The organism is Malacoplasma penetrans HF-2, from assembly GCF_000011225.1.
Lineage (GTDB): Bacteria > Bacillota_I > Bacilli_A > Mycoplasmatales > Mycoplasmoidaceae > Malacoplasma > Malacoplasma penetrans.
Map to the genome: position 1 here is coordinate 1,320,610 of NC_004432.1, position 26,564 is coordinate 1,347,173.

Below are 26,564 nucleotides of genomic sequence, written 5' to 3' on the forward strand. Positions count from 1 at the left end.
ATTTTACTCCCAAATATCTTTCAATGTTTTATCTCTAAGAGTAGCATATTCTTTAGGAGATTTTTGCATTTGTAATCCTTTAATAGTTGCTCTAACCATGTTTAAAGAAGTATTTTTTCCTAAGTTTTTAGAATATACATCTTTGAATCCACAAAGTTCTAGAACCACTTTAATTGGACCACCAGCAATTACCCCAGTACCTTTAGGAGCTGGTTTAATTAAAACTTTACCAGCACCATGTTTACCAATAACTTCATGGTATAAAGTGAAGTTTTTGTTCATTTTTACTTTATACATGTTGTTCTTTGCACTTTTTAAAGCTTTTCTAATAGCTACTGGAACTTCAATTGATTTTCCTAAACCAAAACCAACATTTCCTTTTCTATCTCCAATTACTGCTAGTGCGCTAAATCTCATATTTCTACCACCCTTAGTAGTTTTAGAAATCTTTTTAACACCAACAATTTTTTCTTCTAAACCAGTAACTGATTGTTTAACAATTTTGTTTGGTTTATTTCCACTACCATCTTTTGAAAAAGGTTTTTTGTTATTTGGATTAGATCTTCTTTCAAAAGGTTTTACATTTGAAGAGTTTGCTTTTACAAAATGAGGTTTGTTGTTTTTTTCTAAGGCTTTACCTTCTTTTACTTCTGAAGTTTTATTTTCTTCATTTTTAACTTCAGGAGTCGTTGTTTTAATATCTTCCATTTTCTATCCTTAATATCTAAATTAGAATTTTAATCCTGTTTTTCTAGCAGCATCTGCTAATGCTGAAACTCTACCATGGTATTTAGATCCACCACAGTCAAAATTGATTGCTTTAATTTTTTTACTGATTGCTTTTTTAGCAATGTCTTCTCCAACTTTTTTACTATTTTCAATGTTTCCATTAGCTAGTTTAAGTTGCACTGAAGAACTTGAAGCAATTACAATGTTTTTATTATCATCCAATAATTGGGCAAAAATATGTTGATTAGTTTTAGTGATACGAAGTCTTGGTAAATCATTATCGATTTTTCTAAATTTTCTAAGAACTTTTTTATGACGTTCAGTTCTTTTTTCTTTTCTATTAAGATTAATATTTTTCATAATCTATCTCCTAGCTTATTTTTTAGAACCTTCAGCAGTCTTACCAACTTTTCTAATAATCACTTCATTACTATAAGCAACACCTTTACCTTTATAAGGTTCTGGTGGTCTTTTGCTTCTAATTACTGCTGCAAATTGTCCTACAACTGCTTTATCAGCACCTGTAATAACAACTTCTGTAGCTTGAGGACAAGTTACATTTAATCCTGCTGGAATTTCTAAATCAATTGGATGAGAATATCCTAAGTTTAAATTGATTTTGTTTCCATTAACAGCAGCTTTATAACCAACACCTACAATTTTAAGTTTTTTAGTATGTCCACTATTAACACCAATAAGAGCATTGTTAATGTTTGCATTAGTTGTTCCATGCAACATTTTTGTTTCTTTTTCATCGTTTGCTCTTTTAACAATTACCATTGAATCTTTGTTTAATACTGATAATTTTTTGCTATCAAATGGAACTGATAATGTTCCAAGTTTTCCAGTAATTTTAACTAGAGATTTTTCAACCTCTACATTAACACCACTTGGAATTGATAATAATCTATTTCCAACTCTTGACATTATCTATCTCCTATCAAACGTAAGCGATTACTTCGCCACCTACATTGTTTTTCTTAGCATTTTTATCAGTCATTAATCCCATGCTTGTAGAAATAATTGCTATCCCTAAACCATTTAAAACTTTTGGTAATTTTTGAGCTTCACTATAAATTCTTAGACCTGGTTTTGAAATTTGTTTTAATCCTGTAATTGAAGAAACATTATTTCTATATTTTAAATTTACAACTGTTTGGTTTTTGTTTTTACCAATTGATTCAGTTTTAAATCCTTCAATATATCCTTCATTTTTTAAAATTTCTAAAATGTTAGTAACTAATTTAGAAGTTTTAACTACTACAGAATTTCTTTTTGTTTTAGTTCCTGTTTTAATTCTTAAAAGTAAATCTGAAATTGGATCCATGTACATATTTAATTTCTCCTATCTATCATGATGCTTTCTTAACACCAGGAATTGCACCTTTATAAGCAAGGTCTCTAAAACATAAACGGCAAATACCAAATTTTCTAATTACAGCTCTTGGTCTTCCACATCTTTCACAACGTGTGTATGCTCTTACTTTAAATTTAGGGTGTTTTTTTTGTTTAACAATTAATGATTTTTTTGCCATATTATTTTGCCTCCTTAGTTTTTACAAAAGGCATTCCTAATTCTTTTAATAAAAACATTGCTTCTTTGTCAGTTTTAGCTGAAGTTACAATTGTAATATCAAAACCTCTTAGTTTTTTAACATCATCATACACAATTTCTGGAAAGATAATTTGTTCTTTAATTCCAAATGTATAGTTTCCATTCCCATCAAAAGACTTAGTTGATAATCCTCTAAAGTCTCTAATTCTAGGAATTGCAATTGAGATTAATTTTGTTAAAAAGTTTCACATGTTTTCTCTTCTTAGTGTAACTTTTGCACCAATTGCTTGTCCTTCTCTTAATTTAAAAGTAGCAATTGATTTCTTAGATTTTGTTGCAATTGGTTTTTGACCAGTAATTAAGTGAAGTTCTTTTAAACCTATTTCAACAATTTTTGAATCAGAAGTTGCATCTCCTAATCCTGAATTAATTACAATTTTTTCAAGTCTTGGAATTTCCATAGTAGATTTATAGTTAAATTCTTTCATTAAAGACTTAGTTACATCTTTTTTGTATTTATCGTAAAGAACAGATTTTATTGCCATACTATTACCTACTTACTTCCTATTTCACTATTAGAAATTTTTGAAATTCTTACTTTTTTATTGTTTTTATCAAAACCGTATTTAATTCTTGTTGTTTTTCCTTTTGCTTTGTTATCAATCAAAGCTAACTTAGACATATTTAAAGGAACTGCAATATCAACTATTCCACCTTCTTGGTTTTCTTGATTTGCTTTTTTATGTCTTTTTCTAACATTTACACCTTCAACTTGTGCTGTGTTTAACTCAGGAAATACTTGTAAAATAATTCCTTCTTTACCTTTTTCAGAACCTGAAATAACTCTAACTTTGTCGCCTTTTTTTAATCTTTGCATTTTCTCGTCTCCTTATAATACTTCTGGAGCTAAAGATACAATTTTAGAAAAACCTTTATCTCTAAGTTCTCTAGCTACTGGTCCAAATATACGTGAACCTCTAGGTGTTTTATCTTCTTTGATAATTACACAAGCATTATCATCAAAAGATAATGAGTTACCACTAGATCTAGTGATGTTCTTTTTTACACGCACAATTACAGCTTTGCACACTTGCCCTTTTCTAACAATTCCGTCAGGTTGAGCTTTTTTAACTGAAACTACAACAATGTCACCAACAGAAGCATATCTTCTTTTAGTTCCACCCAATACTTTAATTACTCCAACTTGTTTTGCACCAGTGTTATCTGCTACGTTTAGTTTTGTCATAAATTGAATCATATTATTTACCTCTTCATTAACATTTAATAACTACTTAGCTTTTTGAATGATCTTATTTAATCTTCATCTTTTAGTAGCGCTTAGTGGTCTTGTTTCCATAATTTCTACAAAATCACCAATTTTACACTCTTCTTTTTCATCATGTGCATGATATTTTTTGTGAGTAATTACTAATTTTTTATAAAGTCTATGTTTTGACTTTCTTTCAACTTGAACAACGATAGTTTTTTGCATTTTGTCAGATACAACAATACCTTGCAAAATTTTTCTTCTACTATCTCTTGTAGTATTTACTTGACTGCTCATATTTAGTCCTTTCTAAAATTATTTTAAGTATTGGAACCCACTAGGGCCTTTTTTCATGTTGTAAGATTCTAAAGTTTTTGGTCTGCTATATCTAAATGCTTCTTTAGATATAAGAATGTGTGCTTTTTCTGAATCTTTATAATATTCATCAAAATCTTTTTTAGACATACAAGATTGTTGACCATATTTTCTTCAAGCTGTTGATACTGCTAGAATTTCAATTTTGTCTAAGTCAAATTCTCCTACAACTCCTTTTTTACCAGTTGTTGTATAGATTAAAACTCTTTTAATTGGGTTAACTGGAGTTACTTTATAGAAGAAAACATTTTTGTTTAAGTCTTCATTTAATAAGTTGTCAGCATATTCTTTCTTAGTTGAAATCATAATAATTGCTGTTTCTTCAACTTTACCTTTTTTTGCACCTTCAGCCGGTTTAGCTTCAACTACTTTTAAAACTTCTTGTTCACGTTTTAAAGATTCAGCTTTTACTGGTTTTGCAGGTTCTTCTTGTTTAACTTCTTTAACTACTTTTGGTTGAGGTTTAGGTTGTTGTGGTTTTTGTTGTTGAACTGGTTGTTGTTCTCTTTTCTTTTCAATAGGTTTTTTCTCAAATTTAGTATTTTGAGAGAAATTCTTTTTGAATAATTCACCACGGTTAATTCAAACCTTAACACCAATTAAACCATATGTTGTTCATGCTTCTTCTAAAGCATAATCAATATTTGCTCTTAAAGTTGTTAGTGGAACAATACCCTCAGAGTATCCTTCTTCTCTAGCCATTTCAACCCCACCTAAACGACCAGATACATTTGTTTTAATACCTTTAGCTCCTGAAGCTAAAACTTTTTTAATTGCAATCTTTTGTGCATTTCTAAATGAGAAACGGTTTTCAATTGCATCAGCAATTTCTCTTGCAATTATTCTTGCTGAGAATGTTGGTTTATCTAAAGGTAAAACATTTACATTTACTTTAGTTTTTCTACCTACTATGTAACTTAATTGTTGTTTTAGAACTTTTAAGTTACTCATTTCTTTACCTAAAACAATACCAGGTTGTGAACAGTGAATAAAGATATCTACTTTGTTTTGTGTTCTTTCAATTTCAACATGTGAAACTTGTGCAGCTTTACATACTTTGAAAATGTGTTTTCTGATTTTATCATCTTGAACTAATCATAGAGCTGTCTGTCTGTTGTCTTTAGCAACTCATCTAGATTCTCAGTTTCTATTAATTCCAAGTCTTAAACCATTTGGATTAACTTTTTGACCCATAATTATTTCTTTCCTTTCACTGGTGCTTTAGCAGTTGTTTTACTTGCAGGTTTGCTTGTAGTAGGTTTTGAGTTTGAAGCAGCTGGTTTAGCTGCTGGTTTTGCAACAGGTTTTCCTGTTGGTTTTGCTGCTGGCTTAGCCATTGGCTTGCTAGCTACTGGTTTAGAATTTGAAGCAGCTGGTTTTGCAACAGGTTTTCCTGTTGGTTTTGAAACCGGTTTGCTTGTAGCTGGTTTAGAGTTTGATGCAGTTGTTTTTGCAACTGGTTTAGCTACAGGTTTTGCAGTTGGTTTTGCTGCTGGTTTTGATTGAACAGGTTGTTCTTTTTTAACAACAGGTTTTGCAACTGGTTTGTTGTTAGTTTCAACTTTTTTTGGTTCTTCTTTTTTAGATTCACTAACTGCTGGTTTATTAGCCTCAACTGGTTTTGCTTTAGGTTGAGATTTAACAGCATCTTTTCTTTCATCAACAATAGATAAGCTTACAATTTCTTGTTTCCCATTTTTTTGTTTAATTAATTGAGTGCTGAATGTTGAGAAAGAGATTTTCACATTTCTTTCAGAAAGAACTGTCATAGCCATTGCTATAGTCTTTTTAATTTCTTTAAATTTATGAAGACCTTCAACTTCACCATTAGCTATTTTAAATCTCATTTCTAATAACTGAATTTTAAGTTTAGAGATTAGATTACCTAACTCATTATCAGTTTTTGTTCTTAACTCTTTAATCATGAGCAATCTCTCCCTTCTTAACTATTTTTCAATTAACAGAAAGTTTGTTCCCAGCATTTTTCAATGCAGTTCTTGCAACTTCTTCTGGAATGTTTGCAACTTCAAACATCACTGTTCCTGCTTTAACAACAGCAACTCATTTTTCTGGTGAACCTTTTCCAGATCCCATACGAACTTCTAGAGGTTTCTTTGTTAAAGATAAATGTGGGAAAATACGAATTCACATCTTTCCTGTTTTCCCCAAAGCTTTTGAAATAGCAATACGAGCAGATTCGATTTGACGATTTGATATTCAAGCACCATTAGTTGCCATTAAACCAAATTCACCAAAAGCAACATATTTGTTTCCTTTAGCTTTTCCTTCATAACTTACTTTATGAGGTCTTCTATATTTTGTACGTTTTGGCTCTAACATATTAAATTCTCCTTGTTATTTGCTATTTCAAATATTGGAACCCACTAGGTCCTTTTTTCATGTTGTAAGATTCTAGAGTTTTAGGTCTACTATATCTAAACGCTTCTTTAGATATAAGGATGTGTGCCTTTTCAGAATCTTTGTAATATTCATCAAAATCTTTTTTAGACATACAAGATTGTTGACCATATTTTTTTCAAGCTGTTGATAATGCTAGGATTTCAATTTTATCTAAGTCAAATTCCCCAACAACTCCTTTTTTACCAGTTGTTGTATAAATTAAAACTCTTTTAATTGGGTTAACTGGAGTTACTTTATAGAAGAATACATTTTTGTTTAATTCTTCATTCAATAAGTTGTCAGCATATTCTTTCTTAGTTGAAATCATAATGATTGCTGTTTCTTCAACTTTTGCTTTTTTAGCACCTTCAACTGGTTTAGTTTCAACAACTTTTAAAACTTCTTGTTCACGTTTTAAAGATTCAGCCTTTACTGGTTTTACTGGCTCTTCTTTAACTACTTTTGGTTCTGGTTTTGGTTGAGGTTTTTTCTCAACAGGTTTTTTAGGTTGAGCTGGTTTTGCTTTTTTAGGTTTTTCAACTACTTTTAAACCTGCTTCATTAGCAGCTCTTTGTTTAGCTCAATAACCTTTGTTATTAGCAGCTCTTTTCTTGATTCTATCTTTGATAGCTTGAATTTCTTTGTTTCTTTCATTTACATCATCAGATAAAACAATTTCTAAATGAGTGTGTCTTTTTCTAATTAGATCAGCAGAACCTTTTGCTCTTGGACTAGTTCTTTTTAATGTTGATCCTTGGTTAGCCACAACATGATAAACATAAAGTTTATCTGCTTGCATTGCATGATTATTAGTTGCATTAGCGATTGCTTGGTGTAATAGTTTCTTTAGAAAAACTGCTGTTTTTTTATTAGTGTTTTCTAATATTGATAATGCATTAGTAACTGGTTTATTTCTTATTAAATCACATACTAATTTAGCTTTTCTTGGAGAAACATGAATATTTTTTTGAATAGCTCTTGCTTGCATTTTCTATCTCCTTATCCTTATTTAGCTAAATCTTTTCTATTGCTAGTATGTTGTTTAAATGTTCTTGTTTGAGCAAATTCACCTAACTTATGCCCAATCATATCTTCAGTTACATATACATTAACAAATGACTTACCATTATGCACTTCAAAATTTAATCCTACAAAATCAGGGAAGATTGTACTTCTTCTTGATCATGTTTTAATAGGTTTCTTTTTGTCAGCAGCTTTCATGGCTTGTACTTTCTTCATTAAACTAGGCTCAATGTATGGGCCTTTTTTTGAACTTCTTGACATATTACTAACCCTCTATTTCTTTCTTCTAATAATCAATGCATTAGATTGTTTTTTCTTGTTTCTAGTTTTAACACCCATGTGTCTTTTACCTCATGGAGTTCTAGGAGCATCATGTCCAACAGGTGATCTCCCTTCACCACCCCCATGTGGGTGATCATTAGGGTTCATTGCTGACCCTCTAACAGTTGGTCTAATACCTCTATGTCTATTAGTACCTGCTTTACCAATTACAACTAGGTTGTGATCTTCATTTGAAACCACACCAATTGTTGCCATACATCCATTTGCAATTTTTCTAACTTCACCAGAAGATAGTTTCACAATAGTGTATTCTCCAGTTTCATCTTTACCAAGAATTTGAGCAGATGAACCAGCTGATCTAATCATTTGACCACCACGTCCTGGATATAATTCAATGTTGTGAACAAATGTACCTTCAGGAATTAATGAAATTGGTAACGCATTCCCAACTTTAATATCAATTTGTTTATTACTTGAAAGAATTCTGTCTCCAATTTTTAAATCTTTTGGAGCAATGATATATCTTTTTTCACCATCTTCATAAACAACTAATGATATAAATGATGTTCTGTTTGGATCGTATTCAATTGATTTAACAGTAGCAACTTTATTAATTTTGTCTCTTTTAAAGTCAATGATACGATATTTCTTTTTGTAACCACCACCATGGTGTCTTACAGTAATTTTTCCATTGTTATTTCTACCTGAATGTTTCTTAAGTGAAACAACTAAAGATTTTTCAGGTGTAGAAGTAGTTAGGACTTTTTTGTAATCAATAATTACAGTTTGTCTAATCCCACTACTTCTGGCTTTTACTCTTCTAATTGGCATATATGCTTTTCCTTTCGCTTTTCGCCGAAATTAATTACTTAGCTTTTGGAGAAGTTTTTACTAATTTAGATAAAACACCTTTTTTAGGTTTTTCTTTTTTCTCTTCTTTTCTTTCAGTAACTAATTCTTTTTTATTTTCTTTTTTAGGTTTTTCTTTAGATGGTTCTTCATCTATTTGAATATCTACACCATGAGGTAATGTTATATAAGCAATTTTCTTTGCTTTAGTCATCCCTGGATTTCTAGTCCCAGTTCTTGTAGGAGTTGGTTTTCTATTAACAACATTTACTTTATTTGGAACGATTCCATAGATTAATTGGAATGCTAAACTAATTTCATATTTGTTAGCATTTCTATTTACTTCAAAAACATACTTTTTAATATCTTCATTTCTTAATGAATAAGATTTTTCAGAATGAAGTGGTTTAATAATTACACTTAATAAATCCATTATGCAAATACCTCACTAATTTTGTCAAAAGCATCTTCTTGAATAACAGCAATGTCACTGTTTAAGATATCTCTTACTGAAACTTGGTTTCACATTTTTGAAGTAACTTTTTGAATGTTCTTACAAGACTTTAAAAAGTTTTCATTTTTGTCATTAATTACAAATAAAACTTTTTTGTTTTCATAAGAAACTTTTTTTAACATTTTTGAAATTGTTTTAGTTGAAGGTTCTTTCATATCAATTTTATTAACTAATAGATTTAAACCTTGTTCATTTAATTTCAAAGTCATAGCAGATTGAAAAGCTAATTTATAAGCTTTTGAATTTTGTTTTAATGTATAGTTTTTTTCTGGAGATGGACCAAATGCTCTACCACCACCTACATAGTGAGGGTTTCTAATTGAACCTTGTCTAGCTCTACCAGTATGTTTTTGTTTGTAAGGTTTTCTACCCCCACCTCTAACTTCTGCTTTAGTTAAAGTTGAAGCAGTAGATTGTCTTGAATTTGCTTCTTCAACTAATACTGAATTAAAAATTTCTTGATGGTTAATTTTTTTATCACTAATGAAAAGTTTTTTATTTTTTAGTTCTACAGTTTCTGTATTTCCTAAAAGATCTTTAAATAATTTAACAGAACTCATTATTGGTTTCCTCCATTATTTTCTTCTTTCTTTTCAGTAGCATTGTCATCAGTTTTAGCTGGAGCTTCTTCTGCAGTTGCTGTTGGTTGTTCATTTTTTTCAGCTTCTGCTTTTTGTTTTTCTTCAGCAGCTTTTTGCTTAGCTAACATTTCTTGTTTTTTAGCTTCTTTTTCAGCTTCTGCTTTTTGGTGAGCTTCTGCTTTTTTAGCTTCTAAAGCAAGTCTTGCTTGTTCTTCTTTTTCTTTGATAGCTCTAGCAATTGCTTCAGGATCAGACAATTTAATTGGATCAACTTGTTTTTTAGATTTAACAGTTGTTTTTAATAAAACTAAACTGTTTACTGGCCCAGGAACTGAACCTTTAACTAAAATTAAGTTTTTTTCTAATTCAATGCTAACAACAGTTAAGTTGCTGATTGTTACAAGTTCATGTCCATAATGTCCAGACATCTTTTGACCCTTAGGTACTCTTTGACCTTGACTACCCCCTCTACCAAAAGAGATAGAACCTTGATATCTATGAGGATAACCAGCACCATGTCCTAATGGACCAACTTTAAAGTTTCATCTTTTAATTGCTCCAGTGAATCCTTTACCTTTAGTAATTGCTTGTGCATCTACTTTATCACCAGAGTTGAAGATATCAACTAAGATTTTGTCTCCAACATTGTAACCAGATACATTTCTGAATTCTTTTGTATGTTTGAATGCATCTGTTTTAATTTTCTTAAAGTAACCTTTTTGAGGTTTGTTTAATTTCTTTTCTTCAATTTGTTGAAACCCAACTTTAGTTGCAACATATCCGTTTTTTTCTTGTGTTTTGTTTTCTAATACTACATTTGGTTCAGCTTGAATAATTGTTACAGGTATTCTTCTTCCATCTTCTAAGAAGCTTTGGATCATACCTATTTTTCTACCAAGAATCATTTTCATAATTTTTTCCTCCAAATAATTATCTAAGTGTAATTTGGATATCAACACCTGAAGGAATGATGATATTCTTCAAATATTCTTTAGTCTTTTCTGTAGTATTTAACAAGATAATTAAACGTTGATGTGTTCTTCTTTCAAATTGTTCTCTTGATGTTTTATTAACGTGTGGAGAACGACAAATTGTGAATATTTCTTTTTTAGTAGGTAGCGGGATAGGTCCTTTAACCTTAGCTCCACTATCTTGTGAACTTTTAATTATTTTTCTTACTGATTGATCTAACAACCTATGATCATAAGAAAATAATTTTATTTTCATCTCATTTTTCATTTTATATAGTTGCCCTTTCAAAATACTGTTGGACTTTCACCAACTTTCCATTAATAGTGAGTTCCCTGATAATCCCGACAACTAATATTGGTGTATCAGCAATCTCAATAATTAATGCATACTAAAACATTATATCACTTTATTGCTTAATTAAGCAGTTATTTTTTCTTATCAAAGAATCAAGCAAAATTAAAAAAATAAACCTTAACAAAAATAAAGATTTAGAAAACAAAGTAAAAATAAAAAAGTTTAAATACAAGATTTAAACTTTTAAAAATGTTTAAAAATAAAATCAGCAACACCCTCTTCTTCACATGTAAAATCTGTTGTATAAGTTGCTGCTTTTCTAATTTGGTAATCTGCATTTTTTAAAGCAACTGACATCTTAAATGTTTTCATCATATTGAGGTCATTATCATTATCACCAAATACCATTACTTCTCTTTTATTAATTCTGAAGTTGTTAATAGCATATTCAATACCATTAGCTTTATCTACTTCTCCATTATAGATATCAATGATTCCATTTTGAGAAACAGAAAAAGCTAAGTTGGGAATATTACTTAAAATATTTTCATATTTTATTTTTTCAGATACATTATCATAACAAATTAAAACTTTTAATAACTTTTGTTTTGAATAGAAAACTAAATTAGGATTGACTTTCATTTCATAAACTAATCTAGATTTAATCTTCTTTTCTTTTAGTTTTTCTTGAACAGACAATAATCTTTTATAAAAAGGTTGATTTTCACTAGTAGAGTAAACTCCATCAATTGTATAAACTAAAAAATCTTTCTTTTCTTTATATAAGACATCTAACAATTGAAGTTGTGGTTTGAAGTCAATATATTTAGTACTAATGTTTAAATAATCTTTTGGTGTAACAATTCAAGCACCATTAACACAAACTAAAGGCATATCTACATCTAATACCTTTGCAAAATACTCAGCAAAGAAAATATTTCTACCAGTTGCTAAACCTATTTTGATATTTTTATCTTTTAAATATCTGATTGCCATTATAGTTTTATTTGTTAAAGTAACACCATCTGGAACTAGAGTTCCATCAATATCAAAATAAATACATTTAGTATACATATCAAATTACCTCTTTTGTTTTTAATTATTTAAAAAATATATTTTTTTAAATCCTAATAAGATTGCTTCTTTATTAATTTCATATTCAAATGAACTGATATTAATATTATAAGATTCTCCACCTGTGATAATACATTTTAAATCACTATTTAAATTATCTTTTTTAGCTTGATTATAAAAGTTATAAGCAAAACCACTTCTTAAATTATTAATTCCAGATTCTAAAGCTGAAATTGTGTTAGTCCCAAAGAAATCAGAAGAGAACTTATCTATTTTACTTTTTTTAAGAAGTGAGGCCTTTTCAATTAATTTGTTTAATCCAAACCCAAGACCAGCAGCAATGCTTGCACCAACTAAACTATTATTTTTTAAATACACTGAAGCAATTGCAGTTCCAAATGATATCCCAATACAATTTTTATTAACACTTACACAATATTCACATAATGCTTTTAAATCATCACCTAATTCTTTATTTGGTGATTCATCTATTAAAAAACTATATTTAGTAGTTTCACTAATATAGTATGGTTCAATATTAAACATTTTTTTAATAGTTTTAAAATAGGTTGGTTTTAATTTTGGTACAACAGATCCAACAATTGAATGTTTGATATTGTATTTTTTAAAAACATTCATTTTTTTACTTAGTGTAGCTATGTTAGTTTCACTATCAGTAGGAAATAAAATAATAGAAGTTGTATTTTCTTTTTCTTTTTCAAAGATCCCTATTTTTGTATAGCTATTACCAATATCTACTACTAAGATATACTCTTGATTATTTTTCATAATGATTTATTTTCACAAAACAATTATTTACTTTTATTCAATATCAATTTTATAGGTTTATAAGAAAATCTATGAACTTCTTTAATTGGACCATATTGATGTATTAATTGTAAATGTTTTTTAGTTAAATAGCCTTGATGATTTTTAAATAAATAATTGGGGTATTTATTATCTAACTCTTCCATATAATCATCTCTTGTTGATTTAGCAATAATAGAAGCACAAGCAATTGTAAAAGAAGTATTGTCACCTTTTACTAAATTCATTTGTGGTTTTTCTAAATCTTTGATTTTCTCAAAATCAGTTAAGCACAAGTCATAATCATTAATTAAACCATTAGCAATTTTAGTCATACCTTTAACTGAAGCTTGTTTAGGACCAAGTTGATCAACTATATTTGAGTTAACTACTTCAATTTGATAACTAATACTATTTTTTAAAATTAAGTTTTTTAATTCTTTTCTTAACTCAATGGATTTAATTAGTTTACTATCTTTGATTCTGTCATCAAAGAAATTAGGATTTAAGATTACTCCAACCACTACTAGTGGTCCTGCTATACAACCTCTTCCAACTTCATCTAATCCAATAATATTTTTATATTTTTCTCTTAGTGAATTATCAAAATCAAATAGTTTATTTTTCATAATGTTAATTCTAACAACAATATTTAAGAACAATAAAAAAGAGTGAAATCACTTTCACTCTTCAAACTTATTTATTTAAATAAAGTTTAATATTTAATCATTGAGAAGAACTTACCTTGTAATTTTTCATAATCACATAAGCCAACAAGTTCAATTAAGTATGCTTGTCCAACAACAGTGCTTCCAAGTTTTGTAACTAAATCTTGAATAGCTACTGTAGTTCCACCAGTTGCAATTAAATCATCAATAATTAATACTTTTGAATTTGCAGGAATATCATTTTTAGTAACTTCAATAGTTGCTTTACCATATTCCAATTCATATTCTTGAGAGATTACTTCTCTTGGTAATTTTCCTTTTTTTCTAATTGGGACAAAAGGTTTTTTTAAATTTAAAGCTAATGGTAAGCCAAATAAGAAACCTCTAGATTCAGGAGCAACAATAATGTCAAAATCAATTGTTTTTGCAAACTTTGCTAACTCATCAATAATAAAATTCATTTTCTTATGATCAAGTAATAAAGGCGTGATATCTTTAAAACTTATCCCTTTTTTAGGAAAGTCTTCTATTGTTGCAATTGTGTTTTTTATTTCTTCATAACCCATAAATTTCTCCTAGTAAAACTTATTAATTCCTATAATTAACTGCTCATCAGTTTCTTTGAATTCATTTCTAATTCTGTTATCAAAATTGTCCACAATAGTTCTAACATATTTTTGTCTAATTAAAATTACATAATAGTATAGGTGAGCAATTAAGAAAAATCCTAATGGAATAGCAACAGCATTTGCTATCAATATATTAATAAATAACAATATTATCGTTGGTGAAATTAATCCAGCAAGTAATGCAAAAATAACTACATTAGCAATTAATGTCACATAAACTACATTATATAAACTACATAAGTTATTTAAAATGAAGTTTTGAATTTTTTCTCCATCAAAGATTCTTCTTTTAACAAATCTCGTTTTAGTAACTGATACATATAAACAACTAAATAAAGCTGACATAATACCAGACATTGCTATAACATAGACAAATAAGTTGTTAATTTCGAATTGAACTAAGTAACTTACTCCCACTACCACAGAAGTTGATAACATACTTGTTAATAAAACAGGCAATACTGTTAGAATGTTTAATCTAATTGCATAATAGATTGCTAAGAATCCATATCCTGCTAACAATGCATATACTGCTCTTAATACAAGAGTATTTAAAACAGCTGGACTAACTGAAGATAGAGTAACATTATTTACTATACCATTTATTAAACTACTTGAGTTAGTTGTAGATGAATAGAATCCATTTAAAGCATTTCTTACTAAGTTTTGTACAGTTTCAAGACTATAAGAATTTTGACTATATCCTTGAATAACTACATAGTAGTATCCTTGTGCTTGTAAATTAGAACCTGTAACTGCAGATAAATAATCTGAAGTATTTTTAAAAGTTAAATTTCAACTAGATCCCAAAGCATTTTTAATAGCATTAAATAATGCATTAGTATCAACAACACTGCTGTTTGTGTGGCCTAAAACTGTCATTGAAACAAAAGATCCATTTTTGTAAACTGAATTGTTTGGTCCTACAACTGCAAAGATAATTCCAGAAAGAACAACAACACCAATTAATACACCTCAAACAATTCATCATCCTTTACTACTGAAATGAATTTTATGTTTAAAGTTAGTGTTTATGTGTCAAATATTTCTTTTAAAGCTTCAACTAAATTTAAATCCACTGTATGTATATAAAGGTAGTAAGAAGAATATAAATGAAACAACTAAAGAGAAGACACTGCTTAATAGCATTGTAATTCCCATATCAGTTAATTCACCTTTAGCAATAAAGAACATTGATAATCCTAAGATTATTAAAGTGATATTTAAATCAATGATTGTAAGCATTGATTTTTTAATTGCTATATGAATTGAGTCAAAAACTGAATTCTTTTGTAACACCAGTCTTCTCATCCGCTCCATTGTAATAGATGCAGCCATTACAGAAGATATAACACCAATAAATAAACCTAATATTGAAGAAATGGAAATATCTATTTGGAATACAGCCAATAATGATATTGAAAAACCAAATGAAATAATAATTGCAAAGGCAGCCATGACCCCTGGTATTCTATACCATACTGAAACTATAATAGCTACTAATAATAAGATTACTCCAGATGCTAAAAACACAGAGTTATAAGTAGATATTTTATCAATAATACTTTGTTCAATTAAAGGACTTGAAACCCAAGAGTTTAAACCAAAGTAATTTGTTGTGTTTCTATTACTATTTACTAATGAATTATTTGAATCAGTAATTTGATTATTATTTGATGAAGTAGTTCCATTACTAACTTCATAACTTAAATTCATTGTAGGTAAATTACTACTTGTTATTCAACCACTAGAATTTCTACTTGTTGGAGTTGCAGAATAAAAAGTTGTTGGGAAAGCTAAATTTTTAAAACTTGAAATATAGCTTGATCTTAATGATTCTCTTGTTGTTGTACCAGTTGTTGTAGTAGTTGTAGTAGTATCAGCTGCAGTTGATACATCACCTGTTGCTTGAGTATTAACTGTTAAAGAACTAGTGCTAGTAGAACTATCACTTGATGCTGTACTAGTATAAGAAGAAGATTGGTATGCACTTGGTTGGATAGAAAAATTAGTAACTGAAACTCCAGACAACCCAGTAGTTGTTGAAGTAACACTTGGGAATCATTGTTTGTAATTTACTTTTGAAACTACACCAATTACATAATTCTTCATTACTTCAATAAGTGAAGAATCTCCATCATATTGAATTTCTGGGAAGTTAGAAGAGTTGCTAATTGTACTTTTGACACTGCTATTTAAATGATCTAAAGCATACTCATAAGCTGCAATTAAATACTCAGGAGTGATAGCTGAAACAGTAGTTTTATTAGTAGTTCAGTTAACTGCTTTTTCAGCTCATGTTACTAAACTTGAATTTGTTGAATTCAAATAATCATAGTAAACCATTCACTTAGTTTGAGTACCGCCAGATACACTAGTGTTACCTCTATAGTTGTTGTAATTTAAAACTACTCATTTAGCATAGTTTAATAAGTTAACTAATTGATCAATGTCTTTTACAACAATTCATTGTAAGTCACTATTAGCAGTTGCAGTGCTACCTGCATCATCACTTGAACTTGAAGATTGAGAAGCAAAACTTAAACTATTGCTAGCATCTAACCCTGCATCATTTAAATATTCATATGAACTTCCAGTTAATTTTAAATTAATACCATAGTTATTTAAGTTGTCTGAATTCTCTCCACTTTTTCTAGTATCAATAGTTGCTGAAGAATAATCAAAATCAGAAGTTGTAAAAACTTGTGAACGTCTTGAATTAGTTCCTGAACCTGATCTTGTATTGTTAAAAGTAAAAACATCTTGTGGTGTAGTACCTTGAGGATTAAAGTAATATGCTGAAACTGTATTGCTTCTAGCATTATTAATTCCATAAATATTTGGATCTATTTCATAATACCCTCCAGTTGAAGAGTTTTTGAAATTGTCATCATAATACAAGCTTACATTAGAATATGAAACATACAAGTATGCTTCATATCCATTATTGCTTCCTGATTTTACTTCATAGTTAATATTATTTGTTTTTACATTGTTATAAGAAAGGTAGTTAGAAAATTTTTCTGCTGCCTTGCTAGCTAAATCTTTTGCTTGTGACTCACTAGTAGCACTAGATACATCTAATCTATATGAACTATTATAGGTGTTCCCGAATAAACCTTGGCTTCTGTTATTTTCTCCTAGGTTAATTAATCCAAATACTACACCTACTATTGAACCTGCACATAAAAAAAAGAAAAAAAGGCTTTTGAAAACCTTAGATCCCTTAGACCTTGAAGCAAAATTAAAGCTTTTAAAAAAATTATAAAAACCTAATTTAACACTTCCAAAAAAATTATTAAAACCATTTTTAATTTTTTCAAATGCCATAATTCGATATTTTTAAATATAAATAAAATTATATAGTAATTAAAGAGATATAAAAAGATTATATAAAAATAAATAAGTTATTTCTAACTTATTTATTCAATCATTTAAAACTAATTTATTTTTTCTTGTCTGAAGAAGATTCTTTAGAAGGTGCTTTTTTTGGTTTAGATGTAGGTTCAGTTGATGAAGCAGAAGGTTTTTGAACCTTTTTTTCTACATCCATTTCTTTTTCTTCTTTACTAGAAGCTTCTGATTCTTTTTTAGCTTTTCTAATTAAATCTTCAGCTTTTTTCTTTTCTTCTAATTCTTTTTTCTTTTCTAAAGCTTCTTTAGGCAATTGTTTGTATTTGTGGATAAAGTCAATTTGAGGTTTAACAATAGTTTCAAGTAATAATAAAGATTCAACAATTAATTCAACTTCTTTGTTATGTTCTTTAATAATCTTGTAAGCATATTCATATCTTTCTTTAAAGATTCTTTCAATTTCCTTATCAATTAGTTGAGAAGTGCTTTCTGAGAAGTTTTTAGATTGATATGGGTTTACTGTTCCTTCAGAAGGGTAGTATTGTGCTAAACCAACATTTGGAGACATCCCAAATTGAGTTACCATTGCTCTAACAATGTTAGTTGCTTTGTATAAGTCATTTGCTGCACCTGTTGAAATAAATTCTTTACCAAAATTAATTTCTTCAGAAGCTCTACCACCAAGTAACCCTGCAACCATTCCTAATAGATCAGATTTCTTTTGAATAGATAATTCTTGGATTTCTGGAACAGAAAGAGTGTAACCTGCTGCTTGCCCTCTTGGAATAATAGTAATTTTTTCAACCACTTCAGAACCTTTAGTATACATACCAACAATAGCATGACCAGCTTCGTGGAATGCAATTTGTCTTTTTTCTTCAAGTGAAATTACCCTAGTTTTCTTAGCAGGACCAGCAATTACTCTATCAATTGCTTCATCTAATTCTTCAGTATAAATAGATTTTTTATTTCTTCTAACTGCTAATAGTGTAGCTTCATTTAAAACATTTTCTAGTTGTGCACCAGAAAAACCAGGTGTTCTTCTAGCAATATCTTCAAGATCTACAGTTTCAGAAATATTTTTATTTCTAGAGTGGATTTTTAAGATTGCAACTCTTTCTTTAATATCTGGTAAGTTTACTTGAATGTGTCTATCAAATCTACCTGGACGTAACAATGCATCATCTAATACATCAAGCCTGTTGGTTGCAGCCATTACTATAACACCAGTTTTAGTGTTGAATCCATCCATTTCAGCTAATAATTGGTTTAATGTTTGGTCAGCTAATGAACCTGCAGTTGTTTCAAATTTTCCTCTTTTTGAACCAACTGAATCAATTTCATCAATAAAGATAATTGCAGGAGCAGATTTAACAGCTTTATTAAATAAATCTCTTACTCTCTTAGCACCTACCCCTACTAACATGTCTTCAAATGCTGAACCTGAAACTTGGAAGAATGGAACTTTTGCTTCTCCAGCAACTGCTTTTGCAAGTAAAGTTTTACCTGTTCCTGGTGGTCCATATAAAATAACCCCTTTAGGAACTCTTGCACCCATTGCTGCATATCTGTCTGGTCTTTTTAAGTAGTCAACAATTTCAATTAATTCTTCTTTTTCTTCTTCTATACCTGCAACATCAGAGAATAAAACAGTAGATTTTGCAAGTTTAGCTTGAGATTTACCAATTGAGAATACATTGTCTTGTCCACCACCAGCTTGACCCATTTTTCTCATTGAATAGTAAATAATTCCTATTAGAAGAATGAATGGTAAGATAGATAGAACTAATGAAGCTGCAGTATAGAAACTGTAACTTGTAGGAAGAGACATAGATTGATTAGAACTTCAACCTTGTAATTTCATAGCAGATGTTAAATTGCTATTTAGAGAAAAAGTTGTTGTGCCACTAGTTGTACTTCCGTTGTTATCTTTATTTTTATAAACATTACCACTGCCATCAACTAATAGGTTTGCAATTTGTAAACCTTTTTGAAGATTGCTTGTAGATCCACCAGTTGTATTTGAACCATTTCCAACTGAAGCAGTGTTATTGCTAACACTAATATCAGTAATAATTGCTGAATAGTAGTATCCACTAAAAGAGTTTTCAATATAAATTACATATAAAGTACTATCACGTTGATAGATAGTAGATGGTGCTCCACCTATTGTTCTAGTTTGATTAGTATTAGTTGTAATTTTAAAAGAAGAAGTGCCATTTTCAGTAAAACTAGCAGCATTTAAGCTAGTAGCAGAGAAAGAGAAACCACTTAAAATAATAAGAGCTAAAACTCCTAATACTAGAATAATAATTATAAAAGATCAGATAATTTTTCTAGCTTTACCTGGTTCTTTTTGATTAGGGTTATCAGGTTGATCTAAATTTCTTTTTTTATTATTAGAAGGTGCATCAGATGGTTGGTCTAATGAATTTTTCTGAATATTTAAAACTTTGTTTCTTAAATTCAAAAATTTATTATAGAAACTGTTTTTTTTATTACTGTTTGTGTTTAGTTTTAATGCTCTGATTATTAATAACTCTAATTTGTTAAATTCCATTTTTTTATCTTCTCCTTAAATAAGCACTAGTATTTATTTTAACTAGATTTTGGTTATTTATCTTGTTTAAATACACCAACATAAGGAAGATTTCTCAATTTTCCCTCATAATCACATCCATAACCAACAACAAACTTGTTTTCAATTTCAAAACATCTATATGCAGGTTTTAAATCTACTTTTCTACCAGCAGGTTTGTCTAGTAATGTAATAATTTCAACAGATGCAGGGTTAAAATTATTCATTAAATATTCTTTAACATATTTTAAAGTTAAAGCACTATCTATAATTTCATCTACTAATAAAACATGTTTGTTAGTAATATTTTCACTAATGTTATGTGAAATTTGGGGTTCTGTAACACCATATGTTTTTCCTTGAAAACTACTGACAGTCATAAAATCTACTAAACAATCTATTGTAATATGACTAATCATTTGACCAAAAAAAGGTAAACAACCTTTTAATAAACCAACTAATACTAATTCTTTATTTTGATAAGTTTTGTCAACTCATTTTGCAGCTTCTATAATACCTTTTTGAATTTCTTCTGTAGTTAATAAAATTTTTTCAACTCTGTGATCCATGGTTTCCTCTATAAAATTTTTAAATGCATTTATATAGCTTTACTAAGATATGTTTAATATTTTAATATAAAAAATTTTTTATGCTCCTTAATTAACATTATTTATTAATTAATAAAACTGTATTAACTTGAATCATATTTTTATCTTCTTCATATCTTGTTGCTTTTAAACTTATTTCAGTGTTGTTTAATAGCTTTTCTAAATTTGATTTAATTTGATCTTTTATGTCTTTAAAAATAATATATTCACAGATAATAGTGATATCTACATTTGAAATACTATAGTCTTGTTTTTTTAATTCATTTAAGCACATGCTTAAAATCTCTAATGAATCTAAATTTTTATTTTTAGAATCAGTATCTGAAAAATAAGTACCTAAATCCTGTAAAGACAAAGCCCCTAAAATTGCAGAAGAAATAGAGTGTAAAATAATATCACCATCTGAATGAGCTATAATTTTGTAATCTAATTCAAAATCTAATCCTGCTAGTCTTTGTTTACATTTTTCTTTTTTAATTTTATGGATATCTATTCCATTGCCAATTTTGTACTTCATTTTTATCAATATTCAAATATGATAGTTTAATCTTAACAAATATAAAAACTCATTGAATTAAAACTAATTAATTCAATGAGTTCTTTCTATGGTTCTAAAGGATTGGGATTTTCTATAATCTCTTCAATTAAACCATTTTTAATTACAATTACTTGATCTGCAATTTTAGCAATCTCTTTATCATGGGTAATTAGAACAATAGTTGTCTTATATTTTTTATTAACACTTTTAAGAATTTGTAAAATCTTTTTACTCATAGATGAATCAACTGCTCCAGTTGGTTCATCACCAAATATAATTAAAGGCTTTTTTGCAACTGCTCTTGCAATAGAAACTCTTTGTTGTTGTCCCCCTGAAAGTTCAGATGGAAATTTATTTTTATGTTGTTCTAATTCAACTAATTTAATAATTTCATCAATCTCTTTTTTATCTCTGTTTTCTTTATTTAAGTTAAACCCAGTTAGTATATTGTCATAAACATTTAAAGTTGCTAATAATCCATATTCTTGAAAAATGTATCCAACATACTTTCTTCTAAAGTTAGTTAAATCATTATTTTTCATATTAATTAGTTCATGATTATTTACAACTACTGAACCAGTTGTAGCTCTTGTAAGTGCTGACAATATATTCATTAATGTGGTTTTTCCACTTCCTGATTTACCTAAAATTACAACAAATTTACCTTGTTTAATTTTTAGATTAATTCCTTTTAAAACATCATTTACTAAATAACCATTACTAAATTTTTTAGTAACATCTGTTAACTCAAAAATATAACCTTCAGTGTTCTTTTTTTCAATTGGACCATCATGAGGTTTGTTTAATCTTTTTATTTCTTTATGAATTTTGCTATTTTGTTTTTTTAATAACTTATTTTTCTTTTTTTCACTAACAGATATTTTTTGTTTTACTTGATTGTTTTTTTCTAACATATTATTCACCACTTATCTATTTAATACTTTGAGCTAGATCCATTTTTCTAATTTTTTGTCATGTTGTTCAATATGATAAGAAGAAGATGACAATAATTCCTAATGATGCTGCTAAGAAGTGTCAGAAACTGTTATTAGAAACAATTAGAATTCCAGCAAAATTAAAGATAAATGTAATATAAACTGAAGTCATTGCAAATGTAATTGGAACAGATATTAATAATCCAAAAAAGAACACAGGAAGATATACTGATAAGAATGAAGCAGCATTTTTCTTATCATCCAATCCTAAACATTTTAAAATAGCTGCTAATTTGAATGAGTCATTAATAATCAATGAAGAAACTATAACAATAATTAAAACAGTAATTATTAATAAAATTGACAAGAATGAAACTTGAAGTTTAGTTAAAGTAGAACTTGAAGTGTTTAAAACATTAAGAGTTGAAGAAATACTTGAAGCACTTGAAACTATAAAGAATGATGAACTTGATCCAAAGATATCAGCAATTCTTTGAATTAAATCTTTTGCATTTACAGTTGGGTTGCCACTGCTATCTAACAAGTCTAGAAAACCTAACTGATTAATAGCTTTTTTCATATTGTTAGAATCTGCAAACAACTTGTTTAAAGTTGTATCATCTGGTGAAATTAAATCAGTCCCAGGATAAATACCACTTAATGAATATAAAGATACTCCACCTGTTACTTCTTTTAAGTCAGTTTCAGAAGTTGAAAAGATTCCATTAAATCCACTCTCAGATCCAATAAATGCATCTTTATTAGCAACACTTGTTGGTGTAGTTATAGTTGTAGAACTACTATTTGAAGTATTGTTTCCATAGTCATACTCAAGATTAGCTCAATTAACAGTATTTGAAATTTCTTCTAATGATGTTGGTACTTTAGGTTTAACATTGTTAATTGTTAATCCTAAAATTTTATTTGCATCATATTGATTAATATAAAATTCTGCACCTTGGTAAGTTGTAGCAATATCAATTATTTTGAAATATGCAACAGGATTACTTGCTCCAAAATAAGTTCTAGAATATCTATCAGCTGAATTTAATATATCAACAGTTATAACATTACCAACATTTAAATCATATTTTCTTTTAGCATATTCATTAATCACTATTGGATATACAATATTTCCTTGGTTATCAACATAACTTGATTCATTTCATAAAGTTTGATTTAAAACTCTATTTTTTTCATTTGTTATTGATAAATTTGGATTAGTAAAATCATTTGAAATACCAGTGATATTTAAACTATCAGGATTATTAACTTCTCTACTATTAATGTTTTTAATATTGAAATTAATGTATGTAAAAGGTGAGTCTTGTTGTTCTACTACTAACTTATGGTAATTAATGCTGTAAGTGTATTCTGATAAATTAGTTTTTGAATATATGTAGTATAAAAGATTTAAAAATCCTGGACTTACTTTAGTTACTATTCCATTATTAGACCCCGACATTAAAGCAGTAGTAAATTCTAAATAATAAGAATAGTTTGGATCACTTTGTGAATCAATGTAGTCATAAAATGCTGAATCATTATTATTAATTTCATCAATTAAAACAACAGTAGGATTTCCCCCTCCAAAACCATTAGCAATTGGAGTTGCATTAGCATCTGCTTCATCCTTTAAAACAGCATATGCTTTAGTAAATTTTTTAATTGCTTGATATAGGTTTGTTTCAGTTATTCCTTCAATTGAGATTGGAGTAGTACTATCTGCAACTGCACTTCCAAACATACCATTGAATGCTTTATTAGCATAACTAGTATTGTTAGTAGGCATCAATTGTGAAGCTAGTGTTCAAGGATTTGAAGAAACTGAACCTGCACCTAAAGTAATATCAGCAAATGCTTTAGTGGTAGTTTTATTTTTTAAATAATATAATTCACTAGTTTGTGCATTTAAATCATCTTGTGAAATTAATTGATAGTTTCCAAATTTCTTAAGATTATCAGAGAATAATGTGTTGCTTGAAGCATCAGTATTGTAGGCTGATCCTGTTTCTCAGTATCTTTGAGAAATGTAATTATCTGATTGATCATAAGTTCCTGTTGCCAATGAAGTGTCAAAGTAAGTTGTCTTATTTAAAGTTTTACCTTGTTGTTGGTAAGGAACAGTGTAATATTGGCCTGATTGTAAAGTTGGAGTTAGTAAATTTAAAGCATAATTATAATTTCTAATTCCATATGTTTTTTCAGCAGAATCCTTGAATGAATCCAAGATATTAATAGAGAAAGTTAAAGAAGAAACCAATAATGCTGACATTAAAGATAAAAGGATTAATCTTCATAATGATGAGAAAGCAATTGCAGCTCTTAATCTATCAATAATGCTGAATTTAACAAAAGGTTTTTTAAGAGCAGATGCAACCTTAGTCATTTTATATTTAGCATCATCTTTCATAAACTCTGATGTTTCACCAAGTAAACAAATACTTGAAAAAACTATAACAATTGCTAAAAATAACAATGCAACTATAAATAATGTTAAAAACATTGAAGCAAAAGATATTCCAGAAATTTCAGTTGGTAAAGTTCAAAAACTTCCTAATAAATTAATAGCAACAGTTTGTAAACTTATTCCTAAAATGTATCCTAGAACAGAGGCTGCTAAAACAGGAATCAATATTAGTAAACACATTCCTAATATAATTTCTCTTTTTTTATAACCATTAGCTTGCATAATTCCCAAACTATTTCTGTTTGTTTCAATACATCTTTTAATAATTACAACAGCAATAATAATTGAAAGAATCAAAATAAAAGTCGTTAAAAATCCTGACACACTTGTAATTGTTGTAACAATTTGAGGGATAAAAATAACTCTTAATGCAGTTGGACTCATAGTATTAGATGTGTCATCATACATATAAGCTGCATTAATATTGGATGGTCATGCCATGTAATTTGTAGTTATTGAATTAATTTGAGCAAGTGTTTGATTGTTCAAATTAGAATTTCTAGTTGAAAACTTACCAACTAAAAAAGTTTCTTGGTCATTCCCTCTAAATGAATTAATCATTTTAGAATATCCACTAGAGTTTGTATAAACTACTTGTTCAGTATTTGAGTCAGGAACTAAGTTAGAAAACGAAACAATTGGATACATAAAATCAGGTGTTATCCCTGTACCTAAAATTACAAATGTTTGATTATCTATTTCAAAAGTATTCTCAGATAATGAATTCAACCAAGCATTAAAACTTGCTTGCTTATCAGATAAGTGACTTACTCAATCTTGATAATTAACTGGTCTTTTACCTAAAGTTTCTAAATAGTTTGTAGATACAATTGCTCCATAACTTGTAAAGTCCTCAATGTATCCAGAAACTGGTGCAACACCAGCAATTGAGTAAGAAAATCTAACTTGGTGATTATCATTAATAATTCCATTACTAGTATCAATAATTGTTTTTAAATTTGTACTTTGCGAAGTTATTTTTGAATCAGATACTGTGGTTCCATTATTTTGATTAGTATATGGATTATAGTTTTCATTAGCAAGAGAGTAGTTATAAATATCATCAAAAGTTACACTATCATTTGATCATTTAGCTCTATATAAAAAAGGTAAAAGACCTCTAGATAAACTTGCATCATTTGTTAATTGAGTTGTAGTAGAATTTAAAACTAGATCAACTGCAGAAAAATCTGTAGCTGCAGACAAATTATTTCCTTGATAAATTACTAACTTATCAATTGTATAGTCAGGTGAAGCTTCTATTAATTTAAAGAAAATATTCTGCTTAGTGTTGCTTATGTTTACAGATTTAAAATCTCTAACAGTTACATTTGTTTCAGTTTGAAGAGTTTCAAGATACTCATTTTTATATAAGTTTTGTACATATATAGTTAAAGCTGAAGATTTGTTACTAATTAATGAAGTAGCTTCAGATAAGAAGTTTGTTTTATTAGTTCAATTACTTGTATCTACATCACTATCAGTTGAAGTAATAGTTGCTGTGTAGTTTACAAAGTTATTTCCAAAATCTGCATAAGTTGTTGAATCAGCTTTATATTTATCAAAAGCACTTTTGTATGCAAAAGTTCATTCATAAGTAGCAGAAGGAGCAATTAAAGACTCTTCTAACTTAAAACTTATATTATATGTGTAAGTGCTAGTCCCAGTTCCAGAATTACTAGTTGCTTTTGAAATACTTTCTATTTTTACTGTCCCATTAGGACTAGAAGAAGTTGTTCCGTTGTTACTATTACTTGTATCTAAAACATAAGTTCCATTACCATATCTATAATTTTCATTAATTACAAAATCATGTAAGTTACCGCTATTAGAAACAGTAGAGTAAGAATTAGTTAAATTTAAAGAAGTACTATTAAGTACTGTAAATATTGATAGTGAAAAAAATATTAGAACAAAAAGTCCAATAAAAGTAAGTTTACTAAATTTAAAAAATTTTAAAATGGCTTTGATAATTGTTTTCATATCTAATTTTTTAATTTAATAAGGTAAGAAATATTTTAAAACATTATTTAAAGTATCCTATTTATTTTATATATTTTTT

The 26,564-nt window shown here is 28.3% G+C and carries 27 protein-coding genes and 2 pseudogenes; all 29 read right to left on the reverse strand.

All coding sequences use genetic code 4. The features are described 5' to 3' along the window. Positions 1-3 precede the first annotated feature (3 nt). The 29 genes and pseudogenes from rpsE to MYPE_RS05260 all read right to left on the reverse strand — a co-directional run bounded on the left by rpsE (position 4) and on the right by MYPE_RS05260 (position 26,485). A complete protein-coding gene (rpsE, locus tag MYPE_RS05120) occupies positions 4-708 on the reverse strand; it encodes a 30S ribosomal protein S5 (RefSeq protein ID WP_011077814.1) in 705 nt (234 codons plus the stop codon). Positions 709-729: 21 nt separating this feature from the next. After that, positions 730-1,089: a 50S ribosomal protein L18 gene (rplR, locus tag MYPE_RS05125; protein ID WP_011077815.1), complete on the reverse strand. Its 360-nt coding sequence runs from the start codon at positions 1,087-1,089 to the stop codon at positions 730-732. Between the two features lie 15 nt (positions 1,090-1,104). Continuing rightward, positions 1,105-1,656: a 50S ribosomal protein L6 gene (gene rplF / locus MYPE_RS05130; protein ID WP_011077816.1), complete on the reverse strand. Its 552-nt coding sequence runs from the start codon at positions 1,654-1,656 to the stop codon at positions 1,105-1,107. Positions 1,657-1,666: 10 nt separating this feature from the next. Then, positions 1,667-2,062, reverse strand: coding sequence for a 30S ribosomal protein S8 (gene rpsH, locus MYPE_RS05135; protein ID WP_011077817.1), 396 nt, complete (start codon positions 2,060-2,062; stop codon positions 1,667-1,669). 16 nt (positions 2,063-2,078) lie between these two features. Further along, complete coding sequence (locus tag MYPE_RS05140; RefSeq protein ID WP_011077818.1) at positions 2,079-2,264, reverse strand: type Z 30S ribosomal protein S14; 186 nt, start codon at positions 2,262-2,264, stop codon at positions 2,079-2,081. A 1-nt stretch (position 2,265) separates the two neighbouring features. Continuing rightward, complete coding sequence (gene rplE, locus MYPE_RS05145) at positions 2,266-2,829, reverse strand: 50S ribosomal protein L5 (RefSeq protein WP_011077819.1); 564 nt, start codon at positions 2,827-2,829, stop codon at positions 2,266-2,268. Between the two features lie 8 nt (positions 2,830-2,837). Continuing rightward, complete coding sequence (gene rplX / locus MYPE_RS05150) at positions 2,838-3,161, reverse strand: 50S ribosomal protein L24 (RefSeq protein WP_011077820.1); 324 nt, start codon at positions 3,159-3,161, stop codon at positions 2,838-2,840. Between the two features lie 12 nt (positions 3,162-3,173). Beyond that, on the reverse strand, positions 3,174-3,542 hold the full coding sequence (rplN, locus tag MYPE_RS05155; protein WP_011077821.1) for a 50S ribosomal protein L14: 369 nt from the start codon (positions 3,540-3,542) through the stop codon (positions 3,174-3,176). Between the two features lie 30 nt (positions 3,543-3,572). Then, positions 3,573-3,848 carry a 30S ribosomal protein S17 gene (rpsQ, locus tag MYPE_RS05160; protein WP_011077822.1) on the reverse strand — a complete coding sequence of 92 codons (276 nt, stop codon included), beginning with the start codon at positions 3,846-3,848 and terminating at the stop codon, positions 3,573-3,575. 612 nt (positions 3,849-4,460) lie between these two features. Continuing rightward, positions 4,461-5,120, reverse strand: a pseudogene (gene rpsC, locus MYPE_RS05860) (30S ribosomal protein S3); the annotation flags it as partial. A gap of 2 nt (positions 5,121-5,122) precedes the next feature. Continuing rightward, positions 5,123-5,851, reverse strand: coding sequence for a 50S ribosomal protein L29 (gene rpmC, locus MYPE_RS05940; RefSeq protein WP_052270432.1), 729 nt, complete (start codon positions 5,849-5,851; stop codon positions 5,123-5,125). Further along, complete coding sequence (gene rplP / locus MYPE_RS05175) at positions 5,844-6,266, reverse strand: 50S ribosomal protein L16 (RefSeq protein ID WP_011077825.1); 423 nt, start codon at positions 6,264-6,266, stop codon at positions 5,844-5,846. Before rplP ends, rpmC begins: the two co-directional genes overlap by 8 nt. Before the next feature lie 22 nt (positions 6,267-6,288). Next, a complete protein-coding gene (rplV, locus tag MYPE_RS05180) occupies positions 6,289-7,314 on the reverse strand; it encodes a 50S ribosomal protein L22 (RefSeq protein WP_011077826.1) in 1,026 nt (341 codons plus the stop codon). Between the two features lie 17 nt (positions 7,315-7,331). Next, complete coding sequence (gene rpsS / locus MYPE_RS05185) at positions 7,332-7,610, reverse strand: 30S ribosomal protein S19 (RefSeq protein WP_044891322.1); 279 nt, start codon at positions 7,608-7,610, stop codon at positions 7,332-7,334. Positions 7,611-7,622: 12 nt separating this feature from the next. Then, positions 7,623-8,462, reverse strand: a complete 840-nt coding sequence (gene rplB, locus MYPE_RS05190; RefSeq protein WP_011077828.1) for a 50S ribosomal protein L2 — start codon at positions 8,460-8,462, stop codon at positions 7,623-7,625. 34 nt (positions 8,463-8,496) lie between these two features. Beyond that, positions 8,497-8,913 carry a 50S ribosomal protein L23 gene (locus MYPE_RS05195; protein WP_011077829.1) on the reverse strand — a complete coding sequence of 139 codons (417 nt, stop codon included), beginning with the start codon at positions 8,911-8,913 and terminating at the stop codon, positions 8,497-8,499. Further along, positions 8,913-9,554 carry a 50S ribosomal protein L4 gene (gene rplD / locus MYPE_RS05200; RefSeq protein WP_011077830.1) on the reverse strand — a complete coding sequence of 214 codons (642 nt, stop codon included), beginning with the start codon at positions 9,552-9,554 and terminating at the stop codon, positions 8,913-8,915. The genes MYPE_RS05195 and rplD overlap by 1 nt, the downstream gene beginning before the upstream one ends. 257 nt (positions 9,555-9,811) lie before the next feature. Continuing rightward, positions 9,812-10,486, reverse strand: a pseudogene (gene rplC / locus MYPE_RS05205) (50S ribosomal protein L3); the annotation flags it as partial. Positions 10,487-10,505: 19 nt separating this feature from the next. Next, positions 10,506-10,814 (reverse strand): 30S ribosomal protein S10, encoded by a 309-nt coding sequence (gene rpsJ, locus MYPE_RS05210; protein WP_044891323.1) that lies wholly within the window; start codon positions 10,812-10,814, stop codon positions 10,506-10,508. Positions 10,815-11,084: 270 nt separating this feature from the next. Then, the gene (locus tag MYPE_RS05215) at positions 11,085-11,915 is read right to left on the reverse strand and encodes a Cof-type HAD-IIB family hydrolase (RefSeq protein WP_011077833.1); all 831 of its coding nucleotides are present in this window, start codon (positions 11,913-11,915) and stop codon (positions 11,085-11,087) included. A 21-nt stretch (positions 11,916-11,936) separates the two neighbouring features. Continuing rightward, entirely contained in the window at positions 11,937-12,704 is a 768-nt protein-coding gene (locus MYPE_RS05220) for a type III pantothenate kinase (protein ID WP_011077834.1), read from the reverse strand. 23 nt (positions 12,705-12,727) lie between these two features. Next, positions 12,728-13,351, reverse strand: coding sequence for a ribonuclease HII (locus tag MYPE_RS05225; protein WP_044891436.1), 624 nt, complete (start codon positions 13,349-13,351; stop codon positions 12,728-12,730). Between the two features lie 86 nt (positions 13,352-13,437). After that, the gene (locus MYPE_RS05230) at positions 13,438-13,956 is read right to left on the reverse strand and encodes an adenine phosphoribosyltransferase (RefSeq protein WP_011077836.1); all 519 of its coding nucleotides are present in this window, start codon (positions 13,954-13,956) and stop codon (positions 13,438-13,440) included. 9 nt (positions 13,957-13,965) lie between these two features. Then, the gene (locus MYPE_RS05235; RefSeq protein ID WP_011077837.1) at positions 13,966-17,349 is read right to left on the reverse strand and encodes a preprotein translocase subunit SecD; all 3,384 of its coding nucleotides are present in this window, start codon (positions 17,347-17,349) and stop codon (positions 13,966-13,968) included. Between the two features lie 115 nt (positions 17,350-17,464). Next, entirely contained in the window at positions 17,465-19,933 is a 2,469-nt protein-coding gene (gene ftsH, locus MYPE_RS05240; protein ID WP_011077838.1) for an ATP-dependent zinc metalloprotease FtsH, read from the reverse strand. Between the two features lie 53 nt (positions 19,934-19,986). Continuing rightward, the gene (gene hpt, locus MYPE_RS05245; RefSeq protein WP_011077839.1) at positions 19,987-20,520 is read right to left on the reverse strand and encodes a hypoxanthine phosphoribosyltransferase; all 534 of its coding nucleotides are present in this window, start codon (positions 20,518-20,520) and stop codon (positions 19,987-19,989) included. A gap of 97 nt (positions 20,521-20,617) precedes the next feature. Continuing rightward, a complete protein-coding gene (locus tag MYPE_RS05250; protein WP_044891324.1) occupies positions 20,618-21,076 on the reverse strand; it encodes a 2-C-methyl-D-erythritol 2,4-cyclodiphosphate synthase in 459 nt (152 codons plus the stop codon). Positions 21,077-21,162: 86 nt separating this feature from the next. Further along, positions 21,163-22,011: an ABC transporter ATP-binding protein gene (locus tag MYPE_RS05255; protein WP_044891325.1), complete on the reverse strand. Its 849-nt coding sequence runs from the start codon at positions 22,009-22,011 to the stop codon at positions 21,163-21,165. 16 nt (positions 22,012-22,027) lie between these two features. Continuing rightward, positions 22,028-26,485, reverse strand: coding sequence for an ABC transporter permease (locus MYPE_RS05260; protein ID WP_011077842.1), 4,458 nt, complete (start codon positions 26,483-26,485; stop codon positions 22,028-22,030). Positions 26,486-26,564: the final 79 nt, after the last annotated feature.